The organism is Paenibacillus marchantiae (assembly GCF_028771845.1).
In the GTDB taxonomy this organism is placed as follows: domain Bacteria; phylum Bacillota; class Bacilli; order Paenibacillales; family Paenibacillaceae; genus Paenibacillus; species Paenibacillus marchantiae.
On the sequence record NZ_CP118270.1, the window covers coordinates 1753821 to 1766133 of the forward strand.

Here is a 12313-nt window from a genome sequence, read left to right on the forward strand (position 1 = left end):
CCATTCTAAAATGGAAAAAAGACGCTTCTACTGTTAATAAACAGCAGGAAGCGTCCTGAAACGAATGGCAATTGTTCATCTTCCGAACCGCCCGGTTACGGGAACCTTACGGGTACTGGACTCCATTGTACCTGAACATAGCGGACAAGCCGGGGGGCCAGACGCCGCCTTTTTGGATACCTTGGCTGAAGGACCATCGTGTTTCTGGCGCAGCCATGCTTTGCAGGTGGAAGAACTGCACTTCCAGATCGCTACGGTTTCTGTACGTTCTGTACCTGAAGATTGCGACCCCGAACTGTTGGAGGACGAAGCTGCCTGATTCACACCCGTGGTGCTGAACGCCGTGTGATTGCGAATCACCCCGCTGCCGCGCCGCTCACTGAGACGATCCTCGTCTCGTTCATCGAGTACTTCAAAATCACGCCGATCACTTTGACGGATCGCGCTGCGCTGATCTGCACCACGCTGAACTGGACTTACTGCATCCCGTCCCTGCGGCCGCGAACCTGAACGGGCGTATGCTGCATTTCCATTTCTAGTTCTACTCTCATTGCCGTTAGCTTTACCATTCGTGTTCCCGTTCCCCTTCCAGTTGCTGCTACCGCTGCCGTATGACGCGTGATTGCCAGTCTGGCTTTCCTCGCGTTTTTTGCGTTTGTCTGGTACCTCCATGCCGAAGGCCTCCAGCAGAAAGCGGGAAACGTCCGCCGGTTTTCCGTGATGACTGGCGGGAGAAGTGATGTATAAATACTGTTTGGCCCGTGTGATTGCGACATAGGCGAGTCGTCGCTCCTCTTCCAGAGCCATGTCCAGTTCGGCATCGGTCTGCTGTACGGTAAGAGCAGCCTTCTGGTCTTCAGGGATATCCTGCCGCAGTGCCGTGCTGTGAGGTACGATTCCTTCGCTGGCACCGATCCAGTATACACATGGGAATTCAAGTCCCTTGGCCCGGTGAATCGTCATCAGTTGGACTGCATCGCTGTCCTGTGAACGGCGCAGTGATTCCATCTCGCGGTGTCTGCGGGACAGTTCATCGGCGAATTGGATGAACTCTTCAACGGTTTCGAATTTTTTGGCTGCAGCTTCGAATTCGTCCAGTGTCTCCAGCATCGTTTCCTTATAATGGGTAAAGATGCTTGGATCACCGCTTTCCATATACTTGTCGTAAAACTGGCGGCGCATCTCTTGGATCGCGATCACTGGTTTCAGCTTCGTCAGTGATTTGATCAGCTTGATGCGTTCCTTGACCTGTTCCTGCTGAAAAGGCTTCAGCTTGTCCCATTTGGCCAAATGGATAAGCGGATATTTCTTCGCTTGCTGCTCTTCACTGCGCTGAATCCACTCCAGTCCGGCATCTCGGGATACATAGAGAGGCCCAAGCGCACTCGGCAGAGCATCTACAGCACGTGGATTCAGGGACAAGCGCATATGATCCATTAACGGTCGAATCAGTGACTGGTCATAGAAGACCGGGGAAGCGCCGTGTTGTACAAACGGCACATCTTTTAACACAAGCTGCTCAAATATAGCCCGACTGCTACTTGCTGTCCGGTGCAGGATCGCGATATCCCGATAGGTATGCAGACCTTCCTCGACTTGCTGACACAATTGGTTAACAACCCAAGCTGCTTCTTCCTCGGTATTGGAGGGGGTGGCAAACCGAGGCGCATCTCCACGATGCCCGGCTGCGCGCAGCCGCTTGTCACGTCTTCGTTTGTTCCGGGCAACCAATTCGCTGCCCAGTCCCAGAATACGCGCATCGCTACGGTAATTAATATCCAGCGTCACGATGCGTGCACCGGGGTAAACTTTATCGAATTCCAAAATGGATTCCTGCCGTGCACCATTAAACGTATAGATCGTCTGGTCATCGTCTCCCACAACCATCAGGTTGCGGTGGGCGGCAGCCAGTTTTTGTACAATTTCATATTGCAGACTATTCGTATCCTGGAACTCATCGACCATGATGTACTGAAAACGCTGCTGAAGCGGCCCCAGTACAGCAGGATCACGAAGCAGAGCGGCAGCTCGCAGCAAAATATCATCAAAATCCATTTTGTTGCGATCCCGCTTCCAGGCTTCATAACCAAGGAGAACACGTTTGGCATCTCGTTCCTCCTGTGATTTTTCGGGAAGATCGCTCGTCTCTGAGCCTTGCATTTTCCAAGCGGACAGCATAGCTAGCAGACTCTCAGGCTGAAATGCCTCACTCATGCCATTCTGACGCAAAAGCATCTTGAGCACCGTATGCTGCGCACGGGACTCGCCAAAAATCTCCTCCTGCACGCCGTAATGACGCAGCAGTGTCAACGCGAACGAGTGGAATGTACGGGCCTGCACCGCTCGTGCGGCTGCGGGACGAATGCCAGGCAGCGATGCGATGCGGTCTTTCATCTCAGTGGCAGCTTTGTTCGTGAACGTCACCAGCAGGATGCTTCCCGCGTGAGCACCACTAACCTCCATCAGGTAGCCGGCTCGTGCAGCCAGTACGGTTGTTTTGCCGCAGCCTGCTCCTGCGAGAGTCAGCAGGGGTCCTTTGCCGTGGCGAACCGCTGAGATCTGGGGTCCGTTCAGACGGATGCCTACCTCTTCCAGAGAGCGGAAATAAGGCGCATCCCGTTCATCGCTGGCAACGAGCTGCCTACTGGTCTCCAGCGGAGCTGAAGGGGACTGGGGCAGTGATGCCGCCGGGGTAACCCCGAGCGGACGGGGGTAAAACGTTGAGTTCGGACTTAACATCATTCATCCACCTCTATATGCATTCAGGGATAGGACTATCCCGGCTTAAAAGTAATTCATTTGCCCTTTTCACAATCACATTGTAAATTGGTATGATAGGGATAACCGCCCAAGTAGGCGGATCAGTAGGGCCAAAGCTTCATTATACCCGAACGTATGGTCCTGACGAAAGCCCCCGAATTCATCCAGCATCGGCAGAAAACGGGCATTCACGCGAGATTTCGCAACTTTTTGGCATGATATCGTATAAGTTATATACTATAAAAAAAAATCAAATGAAAATGAGTTTTGGAACAAATGGGTGTTGAATCAAAAGGTTCAACTCTGACGGGACAGAGGAGGAGAAGTCATGAAACTGCTTCAGCGAATTAAGAACGGAGCAAACAAAGCAACAGAGCGTGCCCAGCACGCCGTTGAAATCGGAAAAATAAATAATCAGATTGTGGGCTTGCAGCAGGAACAGGAAGTCCATTTTACAGATATGGGTCGTATCTTCTATGAAGGTTATCGCGCACAGGACATGACGCGTGCCGAAAAAGAGATGGTGGATCTATCGGGATTGTGCGATGAATTGCAGGATGAGATCGATGGTCTGCGCAACAAGATTGCACAACTCAAAAATGAGCGCTTATGCGAGTGTGGACACGTCGCTTCACTGGATGCCAACTTCTGTCCGAAATGCGGACGCAAGTTGGGTGAATTCAAACCCGCAGCAGCATCTGTAGGGGCGACAAACCCTGCGAGACAGGAAGCAGCTGTGGCCCAAAGCCCGGAGGGACCAATCTATGATGCGCCAGCTGAAGAGGAACTGGAGGAAGCTGAGCCGTATCACACGGTAATTCCGTCCATTGCGGACCTGGAGACCGAATCCGAATATAACAGTACGGAATTTACCCAAGAGGAAAAGGAAGCGTTCGATGCCGAGTGGGAACGCCGTCGGGATGAAGAAATGCAACGGGAGCGCGAGCGCCAGCAGGAGCTGGATGAGCGCATTCGGTACTGGAAAGAAAATAATCCGATCGTGAACACGGTGGACGTACAGACGGAAGTGCCACGCGAAATGGTGAATTGTCAGATTTGTACAGCAGAGCTTCCCAAAGGTTCGAAATGGTGCCCACGCTGCGGAGCAGAACAGATTTGATGCAGTAGAAGCGCTGCCGAATCAATGTGTGGCAGCGCTGGTTGCTTACAGCATGGGGGGACGGGAATATGGACCAACTGCTGCATCATTTGCGTCATCTGGGGTTTACCGAGATGGAATCTAAAATTATGGTGGAACTCGCTCGCCAAGGCTCAGCCTCGGGATATGAGGTTGCGAAAAGGCTGGGTGTGTCCCGTTCCAATGTATATGCCACCCTGCAACGGCTGGAACAGCGGGGATTCCTGCGTTGCAGCGCAGGCGAGCCTGCGAAATACAGTGTCTTGAAGCCTGAGGAGATGACAAGTATGATCTCCGGTCAGATGCGTGCATCCCTTGAATATGTGCAGAGCAGTATGCCGCAGCATGAGCCGGAGAAGCCGGTCTTTTACAATATTGAAGGCGACAAAAATGTATTTGAGAATCTAAGCCGTGAACTGGCTGAGGCCAAACATGAGATTGTGGTGGACGTATGGCGTGAGGAAGCAGAGTTGTTACGTGCAGACTTGCAACGTGCTGAAGACCGAGGTGTGCGCCTGTTATGGTCATGTGATGGTGGAGAGGGTATTATGGATCAGCCCGCTCCTTGGCCTGGTTTGCCTTCATACGGAGCAGGGAATGGCCGGAAGTTCTCTTTAGTGGTAGATCGTCGTTGGTGCATGTTAGGGATGCGCGGAGAATCTTGCGCCACTCAGGCGATGGTGACAGAACATCCGGTCATGACCGGACTGCTGTTGAATCATTTTGCTCAGGAATTGGTGTTGTATGAACTGGAGCAGGACATGGGGGAGGAACTGGAGTCTCGATACGGGCCTCGATACCAAAACCTGTCAGCACGTTATTGGTCAGTACCTTCAGATATCCTATGAACTCCAAAATACATGCTTAAAGGAAGCAGGCGTTGCCATGAGGCAGACGCCTCTTCTTGCTAGTTAACAGAAGCAGTGATGTTCATCACAGCAAATGTTCCCTGTTGAGCTAATGTAATAGGGTATGAATTCATGCTATTTTTGAGAAAATGAAGCTATGAACGTAACTTCATCATAGGCAAAATTGGTTAGTTTTTGGGCACGTGAACTAACGCTTCAAGTACATCGATATAATATTCCGTACCGTGTGGCACGAACTCGGCTGCTCTAATCTCGCGCATGTGACGTGTTTGAACGTGAAGAGGAACAGAGCTACTATTTGCCTGATCCACCTGATTGGACGCTGACTGCACGGCTTGCACTCCCGCGGCTTGAATCACATGAGTTTCGCCACGGAACAAGGCAATCAAGTCATCCAAAGGCACTTCGTATAAGCTGTCGACTTCGCTTACCTGCAAGGTATAGGCTTCTAGAGGCTGGTTCAAGCACAGTCCAAAGACGGAGCTGAATTCCCGATCGATAAAAGGTACACCGCGAACCTGCCCTTCAAGTTGCTGTCTTGCTGTCAACAGGTAGGTCAGCGTTTCAAAAGGTGCTTGCACGCCCAGTTCTTCCTCCAGCTCACGACTGGCTTCATGCAGCTGTTCGCCGGCTGTGAGATGCCCTGCTGCGGTAATGTCGTAACATCCGGGGAAGGTATCCTTGATATCCCGTCTTCGCTGAAATAGAACCAACCGCTGTGAGCCTTCGTCCCGCACGATCCAGCAGTGGAATGAACGGTGCCAGAATCCCTTGGCATGAACCACGCTGCGCAGCTCTGTACCTATCCAATTTTGCTGATTGTCGTAAATATCGAAACGTTCTGGGGTCATGATACGTATCTCCTTATATAGCAAGTTTTAAAGTTCAAAATTTCACAAAGTATGTTTTAAACGAAAGGGGAACCATCTTATGGAATGCATTGTACACTTTCAGGTCATTTATCCGCAACCTCAGGAACGTAAAAGTCTTAGAGGATTGATTATGGTAGGGCAAGGTCAGGAACCGGCGAATAGCCAGCTAACAACGATGTTTAAGGATATGGGATTCAACGTACGTCTGGAAGACGAGAGCCAATTGTTGTTTAAACCTGTGGATGCGTCGATGAATTTTGATTATATCCGGGTAACAGAGCTCGATACCGGGGAAGAGGTTTATAAGGAAGATCGGGATTTGAAGTCGATTTTGGAGCACTTGTTGCCGCGTCGATTCTAGTTTGTAAGCATGGTGAGCGTAAGATAATAATGACATTAGAGCAACATACCTGCTTGTGAGATAAAGAAAGGCCCCACCTTTACGGTGAGACCTTTCATGTGGTTGCCGATTTGATTCCACCCGCTCCGTGCGGGATTGCAACAACACGGATGAAGAAGCATGACGGACAGATCAAGCAGGAGTTTTTTTACATAAGCCTTTATATATTAACAATTATCCACTACTGTTCTCTATAGAGAGTTTGGGTACACTGTAAATTCTGATGCACTTCAAGCATGGAAACGATTAAGCCGTTGCGCCGTTACCTTCAGCTTCCAGCTCTGAAGTACAGTGCGAACAGCGAGTAGCCGCAGCCGGAATTTCGGACAGACAATATTTGCAAGCCTTGGTCGTTTTTTGCGGCTCGGGCTTTTTGTGTTCTTTGCTTTTGATGTAATTGATACCCTTCACCAGCATGAAAATACAGAAAGCGACGATGAGAAAATCAATCATCACGTTGATGAACTGCCCATATGCAATCACCGTAGCGCCAGCCTCATTGGCTTGAGCGAGAGTTGTGATCTCCTGTCCACTGGCAGTTTTCATATCCCAATCCAGATTAATGATTTTCTGACTGAAATCAACACCCCCAAGCAGTTTACCTACCGGTGGCATGATAATATCATTCACGAGGGACGTGACAATTTTACCAAAAGCAGCCCCGATTATGACACCTACTGCCAAATCGATGACGTTGCCACGTACAGCAAATTCTTTAAATTCCTTTAGTACGCCTTTCATGTCTGCAAATCTCCTTTACCAAATATATTCATAATACAGGCGGCGTTTCCATCGATTCTCCGTTCGGACACGCGCTTCCGTTCTCATATTGTACATAAAAAAACCGCAGCAATCATCCCTTTAATGCAAATTAAGACAAGTTTCCGCAACTTCCATGAAAATACTTCTTTATTTCACAGCGCCGATTCGGTATACTTCTAACATTATCAGTTCCGTTCATACTTTTACATTCAGGTTCGCGATCATACATTGTAACGAATCATGGAGCTCTAAAAATTTAATATGCCGACTCGTATATGTGCAGGAATAGGCCTGCATGTTTCTACCCGATCACCGGAATGATCGGACTACGGGAAAGATCCTGCAACGTTGTTAAGGTATGGAGAGAGATGATTATCGGGCAGTATGTCTGAAAAAGGATGTTCAAGTAGCTTCATATCCCTTCTTGAATAGGGAGTGAGGTTTGCTCTGAGTTATCCTGTTATCATGCTCTTCCATTACACTACACTTGCAGTATCCATGCGGCTTGTCCACATATGTACAAGTCCGTCTTTTCCCGTCTCCGGTTTTTCCGCAGCGTGTAAAAAGGCGGGCTTTTTGTTTTTTTACAGAGGGGATCGAGGTCATGCAGGCTTCTGTACGGGAGGGCGCACAGGGGGAAGAATTACGATGCAATTGTTAAAAGACAAGGTAATACAGGAAGGCATTGTCCTGTCCGAGCAGGTACTCAAAGTGGATTCATTCCTGAACCACCAGATGGACCCGGTTTTGATGAAGGAAGTCGGTAAGGAGTTCATCCGTCGTTTTGAAGGGGAGAACATTACACGTGTACTGACGATTGAATCCTCAGGGATTGCACCAGGCATCATGACTGCGCTGGAACTCAACGTGCCGCTTATTTTTGCACGGAAGCAGAAGTCACTTACACTCACGGAAGACATTCTGGTTGAGAAAGTGTACTCCTTTACGAAGCAGGAGACCAATGAAATTACAGTTGCGAAGAAGTTCATGCAGCCTGGTGACCGTGTACTGATCATCGATGACTTTCTGGCCAATGGCGAGGCAGCATTTGGTCTGGCCCGCATTGTGGAGCAAGTAGGTGCTGAAGTGGTTGGTATTGGCATCGTGATTGAAAAGGCGTTCCAACCAGGAGGCCGCTTGCTGAAAGAAGCAGGATACCGTGTGGAATCGCTGGTTCGCATCGGGGCGTTATCAGACGGACAAGTTACGTTTGCGGACGAGGAGGTCACGATCTAATATGGCACGCGAACGTATTTTTCAGCGGCATCGTCACCCGATCAAAACCTTTTCTCTGGGTCTCCAGCACGTTCTTGCGATGTATGCAGGAGCTGTCGTTGTACCGATTATTGTCAGCAAGGCCCTTGGTTTTACTACGGAGCAGTTGACCTATCTGATTGCGATTGACCTGCTCGCCTGTGGTGTGGCAACACTGCTTCAGGTATGGGGCAATCGTTTCTTCGGAGTGGGGCTGCCCGTCATGCTTGGTTGTGCATTCCAGGCTGTATCACCGATGATTTTAATTGGGATGAAGAGCGGTGTGTCTGCCATTTATGGTGCGATCATTGCTTCAGGGATATTCGTTGTATTGTTCTCGGGCATTTTTGGCAAATTGATTCGGCTCTTCCCGCCAGTCGTCACTGGATCAGTAGTAACCATTATTGGTCTGACCCTGATTCCGGTTGCGTTCAACGATCTCGGCGGCGGTCAGGGCGCAGAAGATTTTGGCAGTGGTGTTCATCTTCTGCTCGGATTCGGCGTATTGGTGTTCATCATTCTGATGACACGGTTCACGACAGGATTCGTTCGTTCTATCTCGGTGCTGATCGGCCTTCTCGTGGGCACAGTGGCAGCAGGGCTTATGGGTGAAGTTAACTTTGCGCCAATTCGCGAAGCGAGCTGGTTTCATGTCGTGCAGCCATTTTACTTTGGTACACCGACGTTTGAGATTGTGCCGATTCTGACCATGATTCTAGTGGCGATTGTCAGCGTAGCTGAATCTACTGGTGTATTCATGGCTCTTGGAAAAATTTTGGATAAAGACCTGTCTTCCAAAGATCTGGCCCGTGGCTACCGTGCAGAAGGTTTGGCGATTGTGCTGGGTGGTATCTTCAACTCATTCCCTTACACGACCTATTCACAAAACGTAGGGCTTGTACAGATGACTCGAGTCAAAACGCGCGATGTTATCGTTGTAGCGGGTGGGCTGCTTGTGGTTATCGGCTTTGTACCGAAGATTGCTGCATTGGCACAGCTAGTTCCAGGTTCTGTTCTTGGTGGGGCCATGGTTGCATTGTTCGGTATGGTGGTATCGTCTGGTATTCGTATTCTGGGCAGCCAGGTTGATCTGAACCGTCATGAGAACCTGTTCATCATTGCCTGCTCTGTAGGCATGGGGCTGGGTGTAACGGTTGTGCCTCAATTGTTCGCAGGTGCGCCGGACTGGGCACAGATTATGCTCGGTAACGGAATTATTGCCGGTAGCTTTACGGCCATTTTCATGAATTTGCTGTTTAATGGTCTGGGTACTCAAGCAACGGCTGCCAAAATGGCTGAACGTCAAGCGGATGTGATCCTTGGAGATAACGGCAAGTCGGCGTAAAAAGTAAAGAACTGAAATCATCGTTGTTATTACCCGATGCCTTCAACATGTATATTATGTTAACTTTAAATTCCTCATGGATTGAATAATCAATGTTGTGAAGAAAAAAGTTAAACGGCCTGAACTATTCAGGGGATGAATCATCTATCCTGTGAATCGTTATTGAAGGCATAATAAACGAAACACCGGAGACTTTGCTCGTTAGAGAGCAGAAGATCCGGTGTTTTTTTGCCCAAAACAAGATGGATTATTATGTAGACTCACATGATGAATTACTTTGAGATGAAGCCGATAGAAACGTTACATCTTACAGATGCCGCATCTGTTTCTCTGCAAAGTCTCCGACCCACGGCAGCTTAAGCCATTTGCCTTGCAGACTGGTCACCACCATGAGAAGCCAGACCACCACACCAAGCAAGGACAATAGCGATGCCAGCAGTGGCCCAAACAGTGGGAGGAATGCACACAACACATGACCGACCATAATGAGGCCAAATACCGTGACGGATTGAAGTGCATGAAACAGAACGAATCGGCTTCGTTTTTCTACAGCCAGAAAGACGATTCCACCTACAAAAGTGAACAGATAACAGAGCATGCCGGCAATATTTTCATCCAGACCGCTTGATGATTTCATGGGGGACATTCGGTCCAGCCTCCTTTGTCCTTTTTAACTAGGTTATGAAGGAGGTGGACAGAACTGAACCGGATGGGACGAAATGTATCTTTGCTAGCTTAAAAGGGACATGTTCCTAATACTGCCCTGGAACATGCCCCTTTCCTTGCCTCATTATATAACTTAACGGTCACCCCGCTGAAAATGTCTGCGTGGATGTGTGGTCTTGCCAATCTTATCGGTGTCATTCTCTTTGGGAACCAAACGCTCGTCGGTACGACCTTCGTGATGGTTGTCAAAAGCGAATTCTGTCAGTTCCCATTCCGTCTTGCCGAGAACGGGATCGGCCGGGAATTGTTGTCCGCGATGCAGATGTTCTTCTTGTCCGGCTTCGTTGGTATATATTCCGTCCACTTCCACCTTTTCATGCGAAAGGGGCAGCATTTCTTTATCTTTCTGATCCATAAAACAACGCCTCCTTAGATCCCAGTATTTTAACTGTATGGGTTGTCCGTGATAATATCCCCCGAATAGTTCAGTGTTATGCTGGATATATTAATTCCGTATAGAAGTATCGTATTTATAACATATGATTCGGAAATAAACTTTTTGGGCATAAAAACCGTTATAAATATTAGGTAAAATCGTCAAGTCGTCAGATACTTCCGAATATGCTACAATAAGATTATGATTCACACCGAATCATATCGGGTATTTATAGTGTCAGGTACTTGCTTAAGCAAGGGTTCCCGACCTAAAGCTTGCTTTGAGCCGCGCACACAACTTCATGGATGGCATTTAAGACTTATTCGGCATTCTCTAAACGGAGCATTCACTTTCAACGTTTTGGGAGGGAATTACAATTGCAACGAAAGGTCACAATGAGGTCAAAGAAAGTTTGAGGGAAATGACTCGGATTTTCCGTCCTAAAGATCCAAAAAAATTCGTGAAGGAGTACGTGAGAAAATACCGGATTACGGGTGGATACGAGGAAGAATTGACTTCTGTGGTTGAGCATGAGCTTGTCAAGATGGATTCTTCCGTGTCCTGAAACACACACAACTCTGATTATACTGTTCCGATATGAATAGAACCGTCTCCCGGGCGTTAAGCTCCGGCAGACGGTTTTTTTTGATTGAAAAATGATATGTACATATTTCCAACGTGTAAACCTTTCATCTAAAAGAAAACAGAATTAGCTGTAGAGCTTCGCTCCACTTTTGGGGGCTTTGTTCCGTTCCTGCTGCATATACATGGAAGTACACATATGGCAGGAAGGATGAATGCATGTGGACCCTATTTTGAAAACGAAAGAAGAGATTGGCTACATGCGGGAAGCAGGACGAATCCTGCGAAGCTGTCACGAGCATATTGAAAAGTGGTTGGCCCCCGGTGTAACGACAGGAGATATTGACGAACGGGTGGAGGTTTTTTTGGCTGAAAGAGGAGCTACACCTGAGCAAAAGGGGTACAAAGGTTATCCTTACGCTACATGCGCTTCAGTTAATGAAGTGGTTTGCCACGGCTTCCCTAATGACCGGAAACTGGTCGAAGGCGATGTGGTGACCATTGATATGGTGGTGAACAAAGACGGCTGGCTTGCCGATTCTGCATGGACGTATGGGATCGGTGAACAACGCAGGTCCATACGCAAACTAATGAATCGAACGGAAAGGGCGCTTCATAAGGCGATAGCACAGGCAGTGCCAGGAAATACGCTGGGGGATATCGGTAACGCGATTGAACGGACAGCGAGGCTGTATCGTTACGGGATTGTGAAGCCTCTTATTGGTCATGGGATCGGTCAATACATCCATGAACCCCCGAATGTCCTCCCTTACGGGAAACGCAGGACGGGCATGATGCTGACAGAGGGCATGGTCATTACGATTGAGCCTATATTTACGAAAGGCAGCTCTGGAGCAGTTGTATGGGATGAGGATGGCTGGACGGTGAGAACAGTGGATGGAAGCTGGGGCGTCCAGTATGAGCATACGGTAGCCATAACAAGTGATGGTCCTCTTATACTAACTGACGGGACTTAGACGCTGTATCTATGGCAAGCTGGTAAGGGTGCTGCATACGGTGTAAGGGATACACAATAGGTTCAGGCTCCATGCCGTTTGGTTCTATAAGGGAGCGGTATGGGGCTTTACTGCGGCTTCCAGTAGTTGTAAGAGAAACAAGCTGATGCAGGCTTTTCTGTTTTGCATAATACTGCATGTTTTCAATGTGAGAAAAATCGGCAAAAAAAACAATTTCATCACCGAAATTTGGCAAAAATTTTCAAAAGTAGA

The 12313-nt window shown here is 48.6% G+C and carries 12 protein-coding genes and 1 riboswitch; of the genes, 7 read left to right on the top strand and 5 right to left on the bottom strand.

Annotated features, from left to right (window positions below):
- Positions 1 to 75: 75 nt before the first annotated feature.
- Positions 76 to 2739, bottom strand: coding sequence for a UvrD-helicase domain-containing protein (locus tag PTQ21_RS08075; protein ID WP_274570465.1), 2664 nt, complete (start codon positions 2737 to 2739; stop codon positions 76 to 78).
- 349 nt (positions 2740 to 3088) lie between these two features.
- On the opposite strand from PTQ21_RS08075, the gene PTQ21_RS08080 reads away from it, so the two are divergent.
- Together PTQ21_RS08080 and PTQ21_RS08085 are read left to right on the top strand one after the other, a co-directional pair.
- Positions 3089 to 3880: a zinc ribbon domain-containing protein gene (locus PTQ21_RS08080; protein ID WP_064642520.1), complete on the top strand. Its 792-nt coding sequence runs from the start codon at positions 3089 to 3091 to the stop codon at positions 3878 to 3880.
- A gap of 68 nt (positions 3881 to 3948) precedes the next feature.
- Entirely contained in the window at positions 3949 to 4746 is a 798-nt protein-coding gene (locus PTQ21_RS08085) for a TrmB family transcriptional regulator (protein ID WP_079695773.1), read from the top strand.
- Between the two features lie 188 nt (positions 4747 to 4934).
- On the opposite strand, the gene PTQ21_RS08090 is transcribed toward PTQ21_RS08085, so the two are convergent.
- Complete coding sequence (locus tag PTQ21_RS08090; RefSeq protein WP_274569421.1) at positions 4935 to 5618, bottom strand: NUDIX hydrolase; 684 nt, start codon at positions 5616 to 5618, stop codon at positions 4935 to 4937.
- 79 nt (positions 5619 to 5697) lie between these two features.
- On the opposite strand from PTQ21_RS08090, the gene PTQ21_RS08095 reads away from it, so the two are divergent.
- Positions 5698 to 6000 carry a hypothetical protein gene (locus PTQ21_RS08095; RefSeq protein WP_063567890.1) on the top strand — a complete coding sequence of 101 codons (303 nt, stop codon included), beginning with the start codon at positions 5698 to 5700 and terminating at the stop codon, positions 5998 to 6000.
- A gap of 285 nt (positions 6001 to 6285) precedes the next feature.
- Here the strand turns inward: PTQ21_RS08095 and mscL are convergent, their stop codons facing one another.
- Positions 6286 to 6780 carry a large conductance mechanosensitive channel protein MscL gene (gene mscL, locus PTQ21_RS08100; protein ID WP_072734882.1) on the bottom strand — a complete coding sequence of 165 codons (495 nt, stop codon included), beginning with the start codon at positions 6778 to 6780 and terminating at the stop codon, positions 6286 to 6288.
- A 270-nt stretch (positions 6781 to 7050) separates the two neighbouring features.
- A riboswitch (purine riboswitch) is annotated at positions 7051 to 7150 on the top strand.
- A 299-nt stretch (positions 7151 to 7449) separates the two neighbouring features.
- On the opposite strand from mscL, the gene PTQ21_RS08105 reads away from it, so the two are divergent.
- Positions 7450 to 8037 (top strand): xanthine phosphoribosyltransferase, encoded by a 588-nt coding sequence (locus PTQ21_RS08105; protein ID WP_024632141.1) that lies wholly within the window; start codon positions 7450 to 7452, stop codon positions 8035 to 8037.
- Between the two features lies 1 nt (position 8038).
- Positions 8039 to 9400 (top strand): nucleobase:cation symporter-2 family protein, encoded by a 1362-nt coding sequence (locus PTQ21_RS08110; RefSeq protein WP_090810282.1) that lies wholly within the window; start codon positions 8039 to 8041, stop codon positions 9398 to 9400.
- A 307-nt stretch (positions 9401 to 9707) separates the two neighbouring features.
- On the opposite strand, the gene PTQ21_RS08115 is transcribed toward PTQ21_RS08110, so the two are convergent.
- On the bottom strand, positions 9708 to 10046 hold the full coding sequence (locus PTQ21_RS08115; protein ID WP_063567894.1) for a DUF4870 domain-containing protein: 339 nt from the start codon (positions 10044 to 10046) through the stop codon (positions 9708 to 9710).
- A 153-nt stretch (positions 10047 to 10199) separates the two neighbouring features.
- Entirely contained in the window at positions 10200 to 10481 is a 282-nt protein-coding gene (locus PTQ21_RS08120) for a hypothetical protein (protein ID WP_053779714.1), read from the bottom strand.
- A 397-nt stretch (positions 10482 to 10878) separates the two neighbouring features.
- Here PTQ21_RS08120 and PTQ21_RS08125 point away from each other — a divergent pair, with 397 nt between their 5' ends.
- Together PTQ21_RS08125 and map are read left to right on the top strand one after the other, a co-directional pair.
- On the top strand, positions 10879 to 11067 hold the full coding sequence (locus PTQ21_RS08125) for a hypothetical protein (RefSeq protein ID WP_017690840.1): 189 nt from the start codon (positions 10879 to 10881) through the stop codon (positions 11065 to 11067).
- A gap of 232 nt (positions 11068 to 11299) precedes the next feature.
- The gene (gene map, locus PTQ21_RS08130; protein ID WP_063567895.1) at positions 11300 to 12061 is read left to right on the top strand and encodes a type I methionyl aminopeptidase; all 762 of its coding nucleotides are present in this window, start codon (positions 11300 to 11302) and stop codon (positions 12059 to 12061) included.
- Positions 12062 to 12313: the final 252 nt, after the last annotated feature.